At 61.3% G+C, this 17,205-nt stretch carries 14 protein-coding genes; 6 read left to right on the top strand and 8 right to left on the bottom strand.

Annotated elements, in window-relative coordinates:
* The first annotated feature begins 47 nt into the window (after nucleotides 1-47).
* The 3 genes from MOP44_RS21690 (at nucleotide 48) to MOP44_RS21680 (ending at nucleotide 2,416) form a co-directional block, all read left to right on the top strand.
* On the top strand, nucleotides 48-788 hold the full coding sequence (locus MOP44_RS21690; RefSeq protein WP_260792493.1) for a TlyA family RNA methyltransferase: 741 nt from the start codon (nucleotides 48-50) through the stop codon (nucleotides 786-788).
* A 150-nt stretch (nucleotides 789-938) separates the two neighbouring features.
* Nucleotides 939-1,511 carry a hypothetical protein gene (locus MOP44_RS21685; RefSeq protein ID WP_260792492.1) on the top strand — a complete coding sequence of 191 codons (573 nt, stop codon included), beginning with the start codon at nucleotides 939-941 and terminating at the stop codon, nucleotides 1,509-1,511.
* 47 nt (nucleotides 1,512-1,558) lie between these two features.
* A complete protein-coding gene (locus MOP44_RS21680) occupies nucleotides 1,559-2,416 on the top strand; it encodes an NAD(+)/NADH kinase (protein WP_260792491.1) in 858 nt (285 codons plus the stop codon).
* A 12-nt stretch (nucleotides 2,417-2,428) separates the two neighbouring features.
* On the opposite strand, the gene MOP44_RS21675 is transcribed toward MOP44_RS21680, so the two are convergent.
* The 8 genes from MOP44_RS21675 to MOP44_RS21640 all read right to left on the bottom strand — a co-directional run bounded on the left by MOP44_RS21675 (nucleotide 2,429) and on the right by MOP44_RS21640 (nucleotide 13,878).
* A complete protein-coding gene (locus tag MOP44_RS21675) occupies nucleotides 2,429-3,001 on the bottom strand; it encodes a hypothetical protein (protein ID WP_260792490.1) in 573 nt (190 codons plus the stop codon).
* The gene (locus tag MOP44_RS21670) at nucleotides 2,998-4,896 is read right to left on the bottom strand and encodes a sensor histidine kinase (RefSeq protein WP_260792489.1); all 1,899 of its coding nucleotides are present in this window, start codon (nucleotides 4,894-4,896) and stop codon (nucleotides 2,998-3,000) included. Before MOP44_RS21670 ends, MOP44_RS21675 begins: the two co-directional genes overlap by 4 nt.
* Before the next feature lie 406 nt (nucleotides 4,897-5,302).
* Nucleotides 5,303-6,133 (bottom strand): anti-sigma factor, encoded by an 831-nt coding sequence (locus MOP44_RS21665; protein ID WP_260792488.1) that lies wholly within the window; start codon nucleotides 6,131-6,133, stop codon nucleotides 5,303-5,305.
* The gene (locus MOP44_RS21660; RefSeq protein WP_260792487.1) at nucleotides 6,130-6,729 is read right to left on the bottom strand and encodes an RNA polymerase sigma factor; all 600 of its coding nucleotides are present in this window, start codon (nucleotides 6,727-6,729) and stop codon (nucleotides 6,130-6,132) included. The genes MOP44_RS21665 and MOP44_RS21660 overlap by 4 nt, the downstream gene beginning before the upstream one ends.
* A 92-nt stretch (nucleotides 6,730-6,821) precedes the next feature.
* A complete protein-coding gene (locus MOP44_RS21655; protein ID WP_260792486.1) occupies nucleotides 6,822-7,898 on the bottom strand; it encodes a hypothetical protein in 1,077 nt (358 codons plus the stop codon).
* A gap of 366 nt (nucleotides 7,899-8,264) precedes the next feature.
* Nucleotides 8,265-10,526 (bottom strand): formylglycine-generating enzyme family protein, encoded by a 2,262-nt coding sequence (locus tag MOP44_RS21650; protein WP_260792485.1) that lies wholly within the window; start codon nucleotides 10,524-10,526, stop codon nucleotides 8,265-8,267.
* 81 nt (nucleotides 10,527-10,607) lie between these two features.
* Nucleotides 10,608-12,008, bottom strand: coding sequence for a sigma-54-dependent transcriptional regulator (locus MOP44_RS21645; RefSeq protein ID WP_260792484.1), 1,401 nt, complete (start codon nucleotides 12,006-12,008; stop codon nucleotides 10,608-10,610).
* A gap of 61 nt (nucleotides 12,009-12,069) precedes the next feature.
* Entirely contained in the window at nucleotides 12,070-13,878 is a 1,809-nt protein-coding gene (locus MOP44_RS21640) for an ABC-F family ATP-binding cassette domain-containing protein (RefSeq protein ID WP_260792483.1), read from the bottom strand.
* 66 nt (nucleotides 13,879-13,944) lie between these two features.
* On the opposite strand from MOP44_RS21640, the gene MOP44_RS21635 reads away from it, so the two are divergent.
* The 3 genes from MOP44_RS21635 (at nucleotide 13,945) to MOP44_RS21625 (ending at nucleotide 17,035) form a co-directional block, all read left to right on the top strand.
* Nucleotides 13,945-15,507: a tannase/feruloyl esterase family alpha/beta hydrolase gene (locus MOP44_RS21635; protein WP_260792482.1), complete on the top strand. Its 1,563-nt coding sequence runs from the start codon at nucleotides 13,945-13,947 to the stop codon at nucleotides 15,505-15,507.
* A gap of 34 nt (nucleotides 15,508-15,541) precedes the next feature.
* Nucleotides 15,542-15,865, top strand: coding sequence for a rhodanese-like domain-containing protein (locus tag MOP44_RS21630; RefSeq protein WP_260792481.1), 324 nt, complete (start codon nucleotides 15,542-15,544; stop codon nucleotides 15,863-15,865).
* Nucleotides 15,866-15,955: 90 nt separating this feature from the next.
* Nucleotides 15,956-17,035, top strand: coding sequence for a GGDEF domain-containing protein (locus MOP44_RS21625; protein ID WP_260792480.1), 1,080 nt, complete (start codon nucleotides 15,956-15,958; stop codon nucleotides 17,033-17,035).
* The last annotated feature ends 170 nt before the right edge of the window (nucleotides 17,036-17,205 follow it).

The raw sequence follows: 17,205 nt of genomic DNA, 5'->3' as shown, positions 1-17,205 counted from the left end.
GTCCGGGTCGGCCCTTTTTCTTTGGCAGGAAAATGTAAGGTAAGACTATGCCGGCGAAGATCCGCATTGACGTGCTGCTTGTAGACCGCGGACTGGTGCCGAGCCGCGAGCGCGCACGTGCGCTGATCCTTGCCGGGCGCGTGCTGGTGAACGAGCAGAAAGTCGACAAGCCGGGCGCTAGCGTCCCTGCGGAGGCGGCGGTGCGCCTTCTCGGGGAGGACCTGAAATACGTCAGCCGTGGAGGCCTCAAACTCGAAGGCGCACTCGATCATTGGAAGATTTCAGTCGAAGGCCGCCAGTGCATCGATGTCGGCACTTCGACGGGCGGCTTCACCGACTGCCTCTTGCAGCGCGGAGCGGTGCGCGTGACGGCGGTCGACACCGGCTTCGGACAGATCGCGATGAAGCTGCGCAATGACGGGCGTGTACACCTGATGGAGCGCACCAATGCGCGCCTACTTGAACCGGGCGCGCTCGGGCCTGAGCCTTCGCTGTTGGTGATGGATGTGTCGTTTATCTCCGCGACACTGCTGCTCGAGCCTGTCTTTGATGCGGCGCCTGGTCTGCGCGAAGCCGTCATCCTGGTCAAGCCTCAGTTTGAGGCCGGGCGTGAGCACGTGGGCAAGGGCGGCATCGTGCGCGATCCCAGGGCGCATCGTCTGGCGATCGACAAAGTTTCAGAATGCGTTCGCTCGCTGCGCTGGGAAATCGTCGGAACAATACCTTCGCCCATCGCCGGCGCGGAAGGTAACCAGGAGTTTCTGCTCTACGCTCGCAAGCCTCTATAAATCCGGTAACCTGACCAGGCGATTTGATTGGGCAAATATATCGTGTTGCGATAAATTGGTCTCTGGGGCTATATTGGCTGCGAGGCCGCTGGCATCTTTGCCGCGGCGTATACTACCTAGCAATTTCAACCTCTGCTCAGGAGATTGGTCATGCTTCGCAGGTTCGTGAGTACGTGTTTGTTTGCCGGTTGCCTTGTTTCTCTTCCGGCCGCGGGAGCGCAGGAGATCATTCATGCGCTGACCGGAACCGTCGCCTCCATCAACGGTGCTTCCAAGACGATCTCGGTTCTTCAAGACAACGGTACGCGCCGCGACTTCGACCTGTTGTCGAATCCCAAGACGCGCATCGCATTCGACAAGCGGATCGAGGCTGACAGCACGGCGGCTGCGTCTTTCGATAAGCAGGGCGCCTATGCCATCGTGTTCTTCTACTACGGCCAGGGCGACGCGCGCACCGTGGTGGCGCTCAAGAGCCTGGGCAAGGGCCCGTTCAGCTCGGTTGAGGGCACGGTGACGAACTTCGACTCGCATGGCCATACAATCGCGGTGAAAGATCAGTCCGGCGCCGTGCAGACGCTCAAAATGGACGCGCAGACGGTCGCCGAGGGTAACATGGGCGCTGTGCCCGGCGACAAGTTCCACGCCGACAAGGGCGATCACGTGCGTATCGTGAGCTCGGGCGGCGGCGGCGAAGCGACCGCGCTGTTCATGAGGGATCTCTAACCAGCGGTCACAAAGAAATCGGCGCGCATCCGTTACACTGAGACCGCATGGCTCGCATTGCGATTGTCTCCAAGCCTCAGAAAGAAGAGATGTCCCGGCTGCTGCCGGAGTTGATTGCGTGGCTGCGAGCGCGCGGGTACGATCCGCTTCTCGACGAGGAGAGCGCGCGCTACACCAGCGATGCGCGGGCGGTTCCCCGGGCGGAGCTGCCGCAGCACGCGCCAGAGCTGGTCATCGTGCTGGGCGGCGACGGGACATTGCTCTCCGTCGGCCGCATCTTTGCCTCCGTCGGAACGCCGCTCTTGAGCGTCAACCTGGGCACGCTCGGATTCTTGACAGAGGTGCGCCTCAGTGAACTCTATGAGACGCTCGAAGGCTGGTGCCACGACTGCCACCTCATCGAGAAGCGCGCCATGCTGCGCGCGGAACTGTGGCGCAACGGTCAGAAGCACTCCGAGTACGACGCGCTCAACGACATCGTTGTGACCAAGGGCGAGATCGCACGTATGGGCGACTTCGCGGTGGAGCTGGATGGCAACACGGTGGCGCAGTTCCGCGCCGATGGCGTGATCGTTTCCACCCCCACGGGCTCGACGGCTTACAACCTCGCTGCGAACGGGCCTATTCTTACGCCTAACGTGGATGCCATGGTGGCGACGCCGATCTGTCCGCACCTGCTCACGCTGCGGCCGATCGTGGTGCGCGGAGACGCTTTACTGACTGTGCGCGCCGAGGGAATCCCCAACCTCGCTTTGCTCACCGTGGACGGTCAGCGTGCGGTTGAGCTTTGCGTGGGCGATGACATCCGCTGCCACAAGTCGCCTTACACAGTGAACCTGGTGCGGCTGAAGGAAGGCGGCTTCTTTGAAGCGCTGCGGACGAAGCTGAGCTGGGGCGAGAGATAGCCCCGACTAGTCTTATTGTGTCGTCAGCTCGCCCAGCAACACCTTGGCCTTCTGCGCCAGGGTATGTGCGCCATCCACGTCACCAGTCGTCAGCGCGGCCTTGGCCTGCTTCAGGAACTCCCGGATCTGCATGCTGGTCTTCTTCTCCTGATCGTTGAGCGTCCGCGTGATGCCGTTCAGCCCGCGTTCGGTCTGGCTGATCGTATCGTCGGTCTGCTTGCGCAGGTCGGCCGGCTCACCGGTGGAGAGGTCCCCCACGGCGCTGACAGCCGCCGGCGGGTTGTTGCTGGCCATCTGGGTGTTTTGCTGTTCGCTCTCCGCCGGCTTCGGCTTGCTGCGGTGCGGCTTAGGCTTGGGCGCCGGTGGCGGCGGCTGCGTGTTGGTTGCAGCCGGCTGCGTAGGCGGCGGCACCGTGATCACAGGTGGCGGCAAATTGGTGGGAGCGCTGTTCGGCTTCGACGGCGGCACATCTTCGATCGGCGGCGCAAGGGGAGGCTGATTCTGCGCAGTTTTCTGTTTATGGACGCACCCGCTCAGCAGCAATGGCAATAGCAAAGCGGCGCGTACAATATGCGACGACTTCATTCCAGCCCCTCATCTTGTTCAATCACCGCCGCTTGCAGAGGTCGGCGGCCCCAGTCAACCGCAGAGAGCGGTATCCGAAACTTGAACTCTGTTCCTCGATCTCTTCTTGATTGTACTTCCACACTGCCGTGGTGCAATTGCAGGATGCGGTAGGTCATGGCTAATCCGATACCGCTTCCTTCGGACTTGGTGGTGAAGTAGAGATCGAAGATCTTCTCCCGAATCTCCTCGGGAATGCCAACTCCTTCATCAAGAATGCGTAACTCGGCGGATCTGCGGTCGATCTCGAGGATCAAGTCGAGCCGACCGCCCTCCGGCATAGCCTGTGCGCCGTTCTGAACTACGTTGATAACCGCCTGCTTGAGCAGGTCGGCGTCCACGTTTACGATCACTGGGTTTGACGGAAGCTGGCTATGGACCGTCACACTCCGCATGCGCAGCTCATCGGTCGCCAGCGCCAGCACATCGTCGATGATGGCGCGCAGGTCCTGCTCGCGGAGTTGCAGTTCCACCGGCCGCGAGAAGTCGACCAGCGTCTGAACCACGCGGTCGAGCCGCTTGATCTCCGCCTCAATCACGTCCAAATGCCGCTGGGCATTGGGGCTGGTGCCCTCGAGCTTGTTCCTGAGCAGTTCCAGATGAACCACGATGGCGTTGATGGGGTTCTTGACCTCGTGGGCAACCCCGGAGGTGAGCCGTCCGATAGCCGACATGCGCCGCGACAGCTCGAGTTCGGATTCAATGGCCTCAACCGATTCCAGATCGCGCAGGGTGACCAGTGCTCCGAGCCCCTGGCGGGTCATGTCGTCGTGGATGAAGTCGACCGAGACCTCAATGCGGCGCCCGTTCTCGGTGCGAACCTCCTCTTTGATCAGTGCGATGCGCGCATCGAAGGCTTCACGCAGGGTGCGGCCGAGGGTCGTAGACCGATTGAAGATCTCCGATGACTGCATGCCGAGCACGCGGTCGCGATCGATTTGGAGAAACCTGCGCGCGGCTTCCGACACCAGCACAGCGCGGCTGTCCGCCGTGAACAGCAGCAGCCCATCCTGCAGATTGGCAAGGATCTGGTCGATGTTTTCGCGCAGGGCAGAGAAGACTTCTTCCACATTGCGAATACGCTGCCCGATGCGCTCGATCTGGTGCGAAACGCGCTCGGCCGTGTCCTGCGGCTCCGGTTCGGATGATGAAACACCGTCGGGCGAGGGGCTCCAGTAATCGAGCTGAAGGCTGATTTCTTCCAACGGACGGAGTGCCAAGTTCGACAACAGCAGCGCCACCAGGATCGCGGTGCCCAGCGCGAAGCCCATCAGCGTGAACGCCTCTTCGAGCCACGGTTTGTACACCTCGCGCAAAAATGTCGTGCGGACGCCTACGCGGACCGTGGCAAACGGCGAGCCGTTGCGTTCCAGCGGCACGCTGATCTCATAAACGCGCGGTTCCTCGCCGAATACGCGCCGCATCAGATCCACCGGGTTGGCGTCGAGCAGTTCCTTGTAGCTGGGCCGGATCGGCAGCGGCTTGTCGTTGTTGTCGGGATTGGTGCTGAGCAGGGTGTGCAGTTCGTTGTCGCCGATATTGATGTCGTAAACCGTGGGCGAATAACGGTTTGCCGCGTCGACGACGTTCTTAAGTACCGGGCTCGTGCGGATGGCGTTGCGGGTCAGGTCGCGCAACTGCTCGGGCTGGTTCGGATCCACGGTCCGGCCTTCGAGCCCCGATTGAAGCGCATTCTGCAGCGCGAATCGGACGTCGTCCGCGACCATGCGGTTGGTCTCATAAGACTGCTGCACCGACGCATGCAGAAGCTGGCTGACGTAGACCATCGAGAGCAGCCCCGAAATAAGCAGCACCAGGGCTGTGATAGCCAGAACGAGTTTTGTTTTCAATCGCATGCGTCAGGTGTATATACGCGGTCCGACCGCCCCGTCGAATGAGAGCAACTATATATTGCGCCAGGCAAGAAATTCGACTGGGGAAGCACTGACCCTATGGTAAGGATTTGGACGCAGAAGGGAAAGCCCCAGGAAGCGCTAGGGCCCGTTAACACTACTGGAATGGATGCCGTTGCGAGCGGAAATTGGACCAGACGAGGCGGAGGACGACGGCTGTGGCGGGTCCACCGCCTAGGACGACAACGAAGTATGGTCCAATTTGCGCCGCAACCCGCAGGGACGGGGCCGATTTTCCCGATTTCGTTGTCGCTCGTCGCTAACAGACACCCGGTATGCGTCGCTCCTCGCTTCTAGAACTCGGAAAAATCGGCTCCCGTCGCCGCCATCCCAATAGTGTTAATGGGGCCTAGAGGCCCGCAGCCGGCGCCGCGCCTGCCAGCACAATGGGCATGGTCGGCGTAGCCGAGCCACCGGCGTTCTCGATGGTGACGCCAAATGCTTTCGCTTCAATGCCCTTTGGCATATCCGGCATCACCACGCTGGCATTTCCCGCCGCGTCGGGCTTGAACATCCCCGCCGGCATTGGTGCGCCCTTCATCGGGATGACCCAAAGTTCATACGTTTTGTTGGAGGGAAGTGGATCGAGATTGCTCGCCTGCATGAGCAACGCGCCCTTCGACGCCATGTAGACCGTCTTGGCCATTGGCGCGGGCTTCGACTTCGCCGCGGTCAGCATCACATGCTGCGCCGTCGGATCCTTGAGCAGGTCCATGACCATCTGCGCCTTGGCGTTTGCCTGCTGCTGCTGTTCGATGACCCGGGCCTGCAGTGCGACCTGCCCGCGGAGGAAGCGCACCCGCAACTCCAGCCCCGCAGCAATTACAAGCATTGCCGCAACCGCTCCCCAGGCAATCCAACTGGGCCGGGCACTGCGGCGAGGTGCGGAGTCGATCGACACGACCGAGCCCCTTGCAGCTGGCGTCGGCGCGGACTGGCTGTCCGTGCGAGCGTCCGCCGCAATCCGGTTCAGGAACCGCTCCCGCGCACCGGCGGGAAGCTCCTGCTGCTCCACCGACATTGCCACGGCAGCCAGATCCCCAGACAACGCAGCCAGTTCCTCGCGGCACTCCGCGCAGGCATCCACGTGCGCACGCACCTGCGCCGCCTCTTCAGGCGAAAGGGCACGCATCGCGTAGAGCGCGAGGTCGTCCTGCGGAATGTGGATGCTGTCCGTCATGTCTGAAAAGCCTTTCGCAGGCTGCCAAGTGCTGCCCTTATGCGAGTCTTCACCGTGCCGAGCGGCTCGCCCTTCTTCTCTGCGATCTCCGTGTGGGTCATGCCTCCAAAGAAAGCCAGCTCCAGACTCTCACGCTGCTCCGGCGGAAGGTTCTTCATCACGCCGCGCACGCGCTCAATCATCGTTGACTGTTCCACCTCGCCCGCAACATCCGCAGCCGAGGCCAGCACTACGTCTTCCACCGGATCGGACGGCCGCCTTCTGCGCATCGCGTCGATGGCGCGGTTGCGCACCACCACGGCCAGCCACGCGCCCAGTGAGCCACGTTCGGGGGCAAATGCCCGCGGATTTTGCCAGACTTGGAAGAATACGTCCTGCATCACATCTTCGGCCTGCGCCGGATCCTTCAACACCCGCAGCGCAATGGAGTAGGCCATGCGGCTGTAGCTGTCGAAGATCGCAGCCATTGCCCCCTGATCGCGCGCTTCCACACGTTCGAGCAGAAGCCGGTCGTCCTCAGCGGAGTTGCGTGGTTGCGCGCCTCCACTAGGGGAACGCGCGGGGCCCGCAACCGGATTTGAGAACCGATCAGGCATGGGTACGGATGAGCCACTCCATCGTATTGCATTTTGTGCGTACGCCCAAGATGTTTACTGAAAAGTAACTCCTGAGGAGACGGTGGACTCGCTCAGAACCCTCTTCTTGATCGATCAATCTGAAGTGCATCCAGACATCTCTGCCCGGCGTCGGTGACCATATTGCGGAGTTTTGATGCGATACGGTCGAATTTGGGACGATCAAAACGGAGGTCGTTATCGAAGGCCATTGTGCATGCGGTTCGTTGTTTCTCCGGCGAAATAGAACTCAGTGCGGCAATTGCTACGTCCGGGCGACGATCAAGCAAATCAGCGTAGAACGTTCCCGCCTCATCCACAACGTCCTCGCGTTTCTCTGCGATGTCGAGCAGGAGATGCAGAAGCTCGCTGTCGCCGCGCCAGTAGAGATTCGATATGTATTGCACGAGTCTTCCATCGCACAGATCGTCTTCGGGGGAATTTGGTGGCCGCTGAAGACACTCTCGCAAAATCTTTACAAGATGATCCCGATGAGGCGCATAATCGACACCAAACACCGCAAGGGCGTATGCGACGTCTCGATCCCGCTCCGCGTTTCTATGTGGCTCGGTCTGGAGTTTGAGAATTTCGGTCGCGGGCACATCTGAATGCGCCTGGAACACCACAATGCCCGGATCACAGTCGTTGCATTCTGCAACGACATAGCTGACCCACGTGCCCTGTTCCGGCGCACCCGATGGGCTGTCAAACCATGTGGTCGGATAGGCAATTCCGACTGTCCATTGTCCCGGCAGGACTTGTGCCGGGTACAACCCAGTGAGCGTAACAGTTCGTTGATCGCAGGTCACTTCTGATGACACATTGCTCTGTGCGCGGGTGGATTCGGCAGCATACGCGTCGAGAATCTCTTTGGGGACTAGAAACCCATCGGGTACGCGAACCGGGGTGAGTGCCTCGGTGCCAAGTGAAAGCCTGATTTCCAAAACTTTGCACGTCACGCGCTGCCCGTCCACGGCGAATTTGAGAATGATGGATTTCGCGTCCTGCTGGACCGGCGAAGCACAGGTGGGGACAGCAAATGCGAGTAGAACCGAGATGAGCGCAAGAAGTTTCACGTTGTTTCCACTTGAATCATCGGAACGCCCATGATAACCCCAAACCGAGAGTTTCGGGCGGCTGGTCGCCCACATCGTCCCTCTGGCGGTCCTTCGTCTCCTGGATTGCCCTGGAACATTCCTCTACGAAAAGATAAGTCCCCATCTCATAGCGAGCATCCTCACACAAAAAGAGGGAGGTCCGATACCAGAGACTCACCGGGCCTCCCAAACGATTCAGCCTCGTTGTCCCGCTCGAAGGGTCCGGCGCGCCCCCCAGGCAGGCCGAACCCATCGCGCAGGCGCCGCTTCTCCCGCCGCCTGCGGAGGAGAGATAGCGGCGTGCGGAAGAAGTACGTCCCTTATGCCAAGTTGGATTTCAGGAAGCAGGAAAATGTGAGCGGACCAGCGGTGACGCGGCATGGGCGCTCATCGAACCGGCTGCAACAGAATGTGAATCGGCTACTGTGCGTCCTTCACACAGCGGAATCCCAACGCACCCGACCGGTCGTAGCTCGGACCCATCAGGAGCAGCTTGCCGTGCTGCGAGTTGCGATAAGCCTGCGGGAAGTACCAGATTGATCCCTGCGGTTCATAGTGGCTGCCGCCGCGCAGAATCGCCGCACGGGTATGGTCATCGACATACTCATCGGTCCACTGCCACACATTGCCCACCATGTCCATCACGCCGAACGGACTGGCTCCATGCGGATGCGCATCCACGTCGCTGGCCGCGGCCATCACGCGCTCCTTATCGGGCACCGGCGCGGGTGCATCCGCGGGGTCCTTCTGCCAGGGGCACGCGAATGGACCGCCGGCAGTAATGGGCGCGAGCCAGTCGCACTCACCCCATGGAAAGATGCGGTTATCCGTACCCTGAGCTGCGAACTGCCACTCCCACTCATGCGGCAGCCGCTTGCCGGCCCACTTCGCGTAGGCGCGCGCATCCTCCAGCGAAACCCACGTCACCGGCTTCTTGGCCGCGCCATCGGGGTACGTGCCGTCCTTCCAATCTTTCAGAAAGTTGAGATCATCTGTGGGGTGGTAATGCGAGGCGTCGAGGAACTTCTTGAACTCGGCGTTCGTCACCGGGAACTTGTCCATGTAGAACGGCTTGATCTGCATGGGGTGCTCGTGGAAACGCCGCGCCGAATCCTCCCACGGATACTGCACGTCCACGCCCGCATCGTTGTCGCCCTCGATCTCGATGCCTTCCACCTTGAAAAGCCAGTCCCCGCCGGGAATGCGCACCATGCCATCCGGGGCCGTTGCCGCGGGCGCGGTCGGCGCAATCTCCACAAGCTGCTGCCCAAGCGCCCTCCACTCATGCGAGTAGCTGGCCAACGGCTGCGCCGTCATCTGCTTCATCTTCGCCATCAGCGCTCGAGTGCCCTCATCGGGCTCGCCAGGCTGAGCGAGGATCGCGCCATAGGCGTGCGCTTCCGTCACAAACGAAAGCACGTCCGCGCCGGCTTCGGTCTCCGGTTTGAGTTCTTCGCCGTGATAGAGGTCGAAGTACCGCATGCCGTCCTTGTGCGGCAGCGAAATCTGCCGGCCTTCGACGGCGTAGTCATTGCGGTTCACGATGGTGAACGCAGTGCGGCCGCCAAGCGGCCAGCGGCTCGCGAACACTCCATAGCGGTGCATCGGATAGAACGGCTCCCAGTCCTGGCTGACGAGAAATTGAGCGATGCCGCGCTCGATCGCCGCCACCCGTCGCGTCGCCTCGCCATCGCGCGGCGTCACGCCGTTCCAGATGCCCCACACGTTCTCCCAGCTCTCCCAGCCCTCGCCGTTGAAGAAGGCGAACTGCAGGTCGTCGGTCTTGTCGCGATTCCAGCGGCCCTGAATATTAACCATGTGCCGCGGCTCGAGCCAGCGATAGCGATCGACGGTGGGCACAAATTGGAATGTGTACTGGCCCCAGGTCATCACGTTCCACGAGATGCCTTCGTCGTGCGGGCCGCCTTCAGGCTCAAACGCAAGCGGATGCCCGATCTTCTCCGCCGCCAGCGAAAACGCCAGTGGCACGCCATCCTGGGTGTCGCCGTTCACGCCGTCCGCGCCGATCTCCTTCATCAGCTCGGCGAGTGCGTCGGGCCAGGGTTTGTCGGGCTGCCGCGTGCCCTGGTCCCACATCATCATGGGGAAGAGCACCCTCACGCCACGGCGATGAAAGTCGGCGACCATCTTGCGCACGCCCTCGACGCCACCCGGCATGGATCGCACCATGTCGAGCTGGTTGCGGTCGTCGATACCCATATTCGGATACGTCGCCCAGATCAGTACGGCATCGATGCCGCCGTAGCGCTTCTCCAGATCGTCGAGGTAACGGTCTACGGTGTATTTACCCGCAACCGGATCGTAGAAGTAGCGGTCGTGCACCATCATCTGCGGCTGCATGAAGCTGGACTGCGTCCATTTCAGCTCCGGCATCATGTAGCGAGCTGGATCGTACCCGACGCGGACGCGGCGCTCCATGCGCCAGTGCGTGATGTCGTGGAGCCACGCCTGGTGGCTGCCGGGATTACACGGCGAGTAGCCGCCCTCCCACGCGCCTTTAATCGTGAAGCACTCCGGCGGCGGAATCTGCTGCCCGTGCGGCGAATAGTGCGAATCCTGTGCGAAAGAAAGCAGCGCGAAAGCCGCGCTGACAAACAAGAACCCAACAGCCCACCTGATCTTGCGAGGCACCGTAATCACCGGCTCGTCTCCGTCCAGCAAGTTTGTGAATGGACCATCTTGCCTTGCCGGGCAGAGATTGTCTAGCTGCTATTCGAGCAGATGCACGGAGGCGGGCGAAGCTCAGGCCGGCTGTCCGGCCTGGCTGTACTCCTTGAGCTTGTTGTGCAGCGTCTTCAGGCTCACGCCCAGAATCTCGGCCGCGCGCGTCTTGTTCTGCCCCGTAGCCTCAAGCGTCTTCAAGATGAGCATGCGCTCGGCTTCGTCGACGGTGTTGCCCACGCGTACTGGAATCACGCTGCTGTCGTCAGCCACCGGCGCAGCGGTGTGCTGCTTGCCGAAGCCCGGCGGCAGGTGCCCGGCGTCGAGCGGGGCGCGGTCGGGGCAGAGAATCACAGCGCGCTCAATCGTGTTGCGCAATTCGCGCGCATTCCCAGGCCAGTTGTAGGCAATCATGCGGTCGAGAATCGACGGCGCCAGCCCCGCTACATTGCGATTGTGCTTGGCGTTCATCTCCGCCAGCATCGCCTCCGCCATCGAAGGCAGATCCTCCAGGTGCGTACGCAGCGGCGGCATGTGAATGTGAAACACGTTAAGCCGATAGAACAGGTCGGCGCGCAGATTGCCGCCGGATATCGCTTCTTCAGGGTTGCGGTTGGTGGCGGCCAGCACGCGAACGTCGACGTCGACTTCAGTCCGAGCACCTAAGCGGCGCAGCTTGCGCTCTTCAAGTACGCGCAGCAGCTTGGCCTGTGTGCCGATAGGCATCTCCGCAAGCTCGTCGAGCAGCAGAGTACCCTGTGTCGCCAGCTCGAAGCACCCGATGCGCCGTTCCAGCGCGCCAGTGAAGGAACCCTTCTCGTGGCCGAAGATCTCGCTTTCGATCAGCGTCTCCGGAATCGCCGCGCAATTCACCGCGACAAACGGATGCGGCTTGCGCGGACTCAGGTCGTGCAGCGTGCGCGCAACCAGCTCTTTGCCTGTGCCGCTCTCGCCGGTGATCAGCACCGATACGTTCGACGGTGCAATCTGCTCGATCAGTGAGAATATCTCACGCATCGCCTTTGACGTGCCAACCATCGAACCCAGCACGCCAGTCTCGCGCAGCCGCCGCCGAGCCACTTCCAGCTCAATCTCGGTCTCTCGCTGCCGCGTTGCGTTCGCCAGAATGTTGCGCAGCCGCGTCGCATCCACCGGCTTCAAAAGGAAGTCGTAAGCGCCCAGCTTCATGGCTTCGACAGCCGTCTGAATCGTGCCCTGGGCGGTGAGCAGCACCACTGCGGCGCTGGACTTGAAATTGTGGCCCTCTTCAGACAGGCGCGCCAGCAGCCCGAGGCCGTCGAGCCGCGGCATCTTCAAGTCGGTGACGACAATCGCCGGGCTCCAGGCCAGGATCTTCTCCCAGCCTTCGATGCCGTCGCGCGCGGTCTCAGTGCGGTAACCCCATCCTGAGATGAGTTCAGCAAGCCCCATCAACGCGTGGGGCTCATCTTCGACGATTAAAACCTTGACTCCTGGGGGCATAAGAAAACTCAGCGGAACGAAAAACCGTTGATACTGTTCTACCACGCGGTTGGAGGCTGCTTCAGCCGGCCTTCTCGGTCAACTCGGCCCAGCGGGCGTAGAGAGCCTCATTTTCCTTCTCAGCCTCGGCCACCTCAGCCAGCGTCTGCTGCAGCGCTGCGGCATTGATGGCGATGTCAGGCTGCTCCAGCTTGGCGCGGGCCGCGGCGAGCCGCGCATCCGACTCCTCAACCCGCTGCTCGATCGTGGCAAACTCCCGCGCTTCAAGATACGAGAGCTTCTTCTTTGCCGGACCAGCTGAGCTGGACACACTTGCGGTGGCCGGCGCCGCGGTTTGCGGCTTCGCGGGTGCCTCCTGCTGCTCGGCGATCCACTGCTCCCACTGCGCAAAGTCGGCAAACTGGCCGATGTGTCCCTGGCCATCGAGCCCAAGCACTGTTGTTGCAACCGTATTGAGCAGGTACCGGTCGTGCGTAACTAGCACGAGCGCACCCGGAAATTCGAGCAAATTGTCTTCGAGGATTTCGAGCGTGGGGATGTCGAGATCGTTGGTAGGTTCGTCGAGAAGCAGCACGTCGGCCGGCTGCAGCATTAGCCGTGCGATCAGCACGCGTGCACGCTCGCCGCCGCTAAGGTTCTTTACCGGCTGGTTCAACTGCTCGCCGCGGAAGAGAAACCGCTCTGCCCAGCTCGCCACGTGCACCGGCCTGCCGTTGTGAATCACGGAATCGCCTTCAGGAGCCAGCGCGCGCCGCAAGGTGAGTTCCGTGTCGATTTCGCGCATCTGGCTGAAGTAGACCAGCCTCAACGTGTCGGCGCGCCGCACATGGCCCTCAACCGGGTCAATCTCGCCGCGGAGCAGCCGCAGAAGCGTTGTCTTTCCGCTGCCGTTAGGCCCAACCAGGCCAACCTTGCTTCCCGCGATGAGATTGAAATTGAGTCCGCTGAACAGGCGCCGTCCGCCAATGTCGCAGGCAACATCTTCAAACTCGACCAGGCGTTTGGTCTTGCGCTGTGTGGCAGCAAAGTCGATTCCCGCTGAACCCTGCGCGGTGCGCGCCTGCATGCCGGCAAGCTGATCGATCATCGCGTTAGCCGTGTCGATCCGCGCCTTCGATTTAGTCGTCCGCGCCTTCGGCCCACGTCTCAGCCACTCGATCTCAGTGCGCACTCGATTACGCAGCGACTCCATCTGCCGGTTCTGCGATTCGAGATACGCCTGCTTCTCTTCCAGGAACTTGCTGAAGTTACCGCGCACGCGCAGCAGGCCTTCCGCGTACACGCGATCGAGCTCGATGATCTGTGTGCAGGTCGACTCCAAGAAGTAGCGGTCGTGGCTGACCGTCACCACAGCGAATGAAGCGGCGCCGAGTAACTCCTCCAGCCACTCAATCCCGGCGAGGTCGAGATGATTCGTCGGCTCATCCAGCAGCAGCACATCAGGCGCGCTGACCAGCGCCTCCGCAATAGCCAGTCGCTTGCGCCATCCGCCGGAGAGCGAAGCAGCCTCAGCTTCAAGCCGCTCGAAGCCCGTGCGGCCGGCCAGCTCCCGCAGGCGTCCTTCGCGATCCGTCTCCGCCACGTGCGCGGCAGCCATCGCGTTCTCCAGCACATCGCGCACCGTCAGCCCTGGTTCGAATTGCGAATCCTGCGGCACATACGCGGTGCGCGCCCGCCTGCGCACTGCAAGCTCTCCCTTGTCGGCCTCAACTTGGCCGGCGAGAAGCGCCAGCAGCGTTGACTTGCCCGCGCCATTGGGACCGATGAGGCCAATACGGTCGCTGTCCTCCACCGTGAACGAAATACCACGGAACAGCGGCACAGCGCCGAATTGCTTGGTAACGGATTGGGCGTTGAGAATTGGCGGCATCTCTTTAAGGTTAACGGATTGCACGATCTCGTTTGGTATAAAGGCTCGAATGCGGGAGGTCGGTGGATGCGGATATTTCGTGCGTGCGTACTGATAAGCGGAATGATGCTGGCCACGGGAGCGGCCTGGGCCGCGGATTGTGCCAGCCTCAAGAGCCTCAAGCTTGAAGCAACAGACATCGTTTCAGCCGAAACCGTGACCTCTGGAACAGTCGAAGACGCCGGTGTGCAAGGTCTGCCCGCGTTCTGCCGCCTGCGCGGAATCATGCGTCCCTCCGCAGACTCGAAGATCGACTTCGAGGTCTGGCTTCCTGAAAAGGACTGGAACGGACGCCTGCTGGGCTCGGGCAACGGCGGCTTTGCCGGCTCGTTCAGCTACGAGCAGATGGCCGGTTATCTGATGCGCGGATTCGTGGTCAGCGGCACTGACACCGGCCATGATGCCAACGGCACCGATGCGACCTGGGCCTTCGGCCACCCTGAGAAGGTCAAGGACTTCGGCTGGCGCGCCATCCATCTCGCTGCCGAGCGCTCTAAGCAGATTGTCAGCGCCTACTACGGCAAGCCGCAGCAGAAGTCCTACTTCGATGCGTGCTCCGACGGGGGCCGCGAGGCGCTGATGGAAGCCGAGCGTTTTCCCGCGGATTACGACGGCATCCTTGCGGGCGCTCCCGCCTATGCGTGGTCCACGCTTCTGGCCTCCGGCGTCCCGGCGATGCAGGCACTCGGCGACCCGAAGGCCTACATTTCGTCGCTCAAGCTTCCGGCAATTCAGAAAGCCGCTCTCGATGCATGCGATGAGTCGGACGGCTTGAAGGACGGCATCATTGCCGATCCGAATCAATGTCACTTCGACCCGCAGGTGCTCCTATGCAAGGGCGAAGAAAGGCGCGAGTGCCTCACGCAACCTCAGATCGATGCACTGCGCATGCTCTACACCGGCGCAAAGGACAAGAGCGGCAAGCAGTGGGGCCATGGCTTCACGCCGGGTGACGAGCCCGCGTGGAAAAACTGGATCACCGGCGAAGATCCCGAAGCATCTGCCTTTGCCAGCTTCGTCCGCAATGATTTTCGCTACCTGGTCACGGGCGATCCGAAGTGGAACGGACTTACGGCGGACCCCGATGCCATGCTGAAGCTCTCGCACGAAAATACGGCAGCCGATCTCGATTCGACCGACCCGGACCTGGCCAAGTTCGCAGCGCGCGGCGGCAAGCTGATTCTCTATCATGGCTGGAACGATCCAGCCATCGCGCCCGGCTTCACCATCGACTACTACAAGCAGGTGCAGCAGACGATGGGCGCAGACAAGGCCGACTCGTTCGTGCGCCTTTACATGGTTCCCGGCATGGAGCACTGCCTCGGCGGCCCCGGCGCCAGTGCCTTCGGCCAGTTAGGAATCCCCGCAGGGAAGGGCCCGCAATTCGGCCTCTTCGATTCGCTCGTTAACTGGGTGGAGAAGGGAGCGCTGGATGAGGAAGTGGTCGCTAGTAAGTTTGAGCGGCAAGCAGCGAAAGAAGCGCCGAAGGCTGCGCTCACGCGCCCGCTCTGCACTTATCCCAAAGTCGCGAAATACAAAGGCTCGGGCGACAGCAATGACGCTGCGAACTTCGCCTGCGTAGCGCCCTGAGCGGCACAGCGCTCGGCACAGTAGACTGAAGAGAATGCTGGACTATGAAATCTCCGCGACCGAAACCGCTGAACTAATGCGTAACAAGCAGGCCCGTCTCATTGATGTGCGCGAGCCATGGGAGTTTGAGACCGCTCATATTGACGGCAGTATGCTGATTCCCATGGGCGACGTCCCAGCGCGCGCTCATCAGGAGTTCGATCCCGATGAGCACCTGGTCATTCTCTGCCATCACGGCCAGCGATCGCTGAATGTGACGGTGTGGCTGCGCAATCAGGGATTTGAGAATGTGCAATCTCTACGCGGCGGCATCGACGCATGGTCCATCCAAATCGACCCCACAATCTCACGCTATTGACGCCTGCCTGCCGAACCTCTCATTAGAGATTCATGATCCGGCGAATTCTGCCGATAGCGCACTTCAGAGCAACTTTCTGGAAGTGTGACCATGATCTCCATCCGCAAATACCTCGATGGACCGGAAGCAGTCGCTGTCACCCCTGCCCCTGAGACACGCAACCGCCGCTCAACACTGGAGGTCGCCGCTGTCTACCTTGATGCTTACCGCTCCGCGCTTACTGATTTCGGTCGATGCAGCGTGGATGTCTGTGCTTCGACCGGAGCCCCGCTTGAGAACAGCCTGGTGCGTACCTCGGATGGGCTGGCTTCCTCGCGCTCCGCAGATCTGGTCGCCGCCAGCGCCGCGCAGGTGCGTGCGTGTCTTAAGGAATGGTCGCACAACACCGCGCGTCACTTTCAGCAGAAAGCAGCAGAAGTAAAACAGATCCTGCTTGCAATGGCGCAGACCACCGCGGCGGTCACGCAGCGCGACCAGAGATGCACTGACCAATTGACATCCATCACCACCAGCCTGCAGCGCATCACCTCGCTCGATGACATCAGCGCCATGCGGCGAGCTATCGAGCACAACGCGGCCAATCTCAAGGCATCCATCGATCGGATGCAGGTCGAGGGTCGCGCCGTCCTTGACCAGATGCAGGCCAAGGTCGCCGCATTCGAGACCAAACTCCAGGAGGCGGAAGATTTCGCCGCGTGCGACCCGCTGACTCATCTTCGCAACCGGCTCTATCTCGAAGACCAATTGGCGCAGCGCATCTCTGCCGGCTCGCGCTTCTGCGTGGCCATCCTCGACATCGACGGATTCAAATCGGTCAACGATACGCACGGCCATGTTCTGGGAGATGAATTGCTCAAACACTTCGCCGCAGAACTGCGCTCCGCCTGCCGATCTTCGGATATCGTCGGCCGCTGGGGCGGCGACGAATTCCTGGTGTTGCTTGACTGCGGCATAGACAATGCCCAGGCGCAGATCGACCGCGCCGTCAAATGGGCGTGCGGCAACTATACAGTGCAGGGAACCGAAGGGCCCGTGAAACTGACGGTTGGCGCCTCCGTGGGTCTTGCGGAGTTCGCTGCGCCTGAATCCATGAAAGAGCTACTCGACCGCGCTGACGCCGCCATGTACCAGAACAAGCGCGCCGGCCGCCCTCCCACCAAAATCGCGTAATCGTCGATCAAGCTCGAACAGCCCCCCGGGACCAGCCTGAGCGAGTCCGGAGCGGTTTCCATTTTGGAACCAATCTCCAGGGATTCCCGTTCCAAAACAGCACCTTCATCTTTTCCGATCGCAAATCTTGAGTTCGTTCTCAACTCAGGCGACATTGGAGCGGTCCCCCA

Source organism: Occallatibacter riparius, from assembly GCF_025264625.1.
Lineage (GTDB): Bacteria > Acidobacteriota > Terriglobia > Terriglobales > Acidobacteriaceae > Telmatobacter > Telmatobacter riparius.
The sequence above is the reverse complement of the archived record's forward strand: the minus strand, read 5'-3'. Positions and strand labels throughout refer to the sequence as shown.

Excerpts from the sequence above, each read along its gene's own strand:
- MOP44_RS21655 (WP_260792486.1), bottom strand. The coding sequence starts at position 7,898 with ATGTGGGCGACCAGCCGCCCGAAACTCTCGGTTTGGGGTTATCATGGG.
- MOP44_RS21665 (WP_260792488.1), bottom strand. The coding sequence starts at position 6,133 with ATGACGGACAGCATCCACATTCCGCAGGACGACCTCGCGCTCTACGCG.
- MOP44_RS21630 (WP_260792481.1), top strand. The coding sequence starts at position 15,542 with ATGCTGGACTATGAAATCTCCGCGACCGAAACCGCTGAACTAATGCGT.
- MOP44_RS21645 (WP_260792484.1), bottom strand. The coding sequence starts at position 12,008 with ATGCCCCCAGGAGTCAAGGTTTTAATCGTCGAAGATGAGCCCCACGCG.
- MOP44_RS21640 (WP_260792483.1), bottom strand. The coding sequence starts at position 13,878 with ATGCCGCCAATTCTCAACGCCCAATCCGTTACCAAGCAATTCGGCGCT.
- MOP44_RS21685 (WP_260792492.1), top strand. The coding sequence starts at position 939 with ATGCTTCGCAGGTTCGTGAGTACGTGTTTGTTTGCCGGTTGCCTTGTT.
- MOP44_RS21670 (WP_260792489.1), bottom strand. The coding sequence starts at position 4,896 with ATGCGATTGAAAACAAAACTCGTTCTGGCTATCACAGCCCTGGTGCTG.
- MOP44_RS21625 (WP_260792480.1), top strand. The coding sequence starts at position 15,956 with ATGATCTCCATCCGCAAATACCTCGATGGACCGGAAGCAGTCGCTGTC.
- MOP44_RS21675 (WP_260792490.1), bottom strand. The coding sequence starts at position 3,001 with ATGAAGTCGTCGCATATTGTACGCGCCGCTTTGCTATTGCCATTGCTG.
- MOP44_RS21690 (WP_260792493.1), top strand. The coding sequence starts at position 48 with ATGCCGGCGAAGATCCGCATTGACGTGCTGCTTGTAGACCGCGGACTG.
- MOP44_RS21635 (WP_260792482.1), top strand. The coding sequence starts at position 13,945 with ATGCGGATATTTCGTGCGTGCGTACTGATAAGCGGAATGATGCTGGCC.
- MOP44_RS21680 (WP_260792491.1), top strand. The coding sequence starts at position 1,559 with ATGGCTCGCATTGCGATTGTCTCCAAGCCTCAGAAAGAAGAGATGTCC.
- MOP44_RS21660 (WP_260792487.1), bottom strand. The coding sequence starts at position 6,729 with ATGCCTGATCGGTTCTCAAATCCGGTTGCGGGCCCCGCGCGTTCCCCT.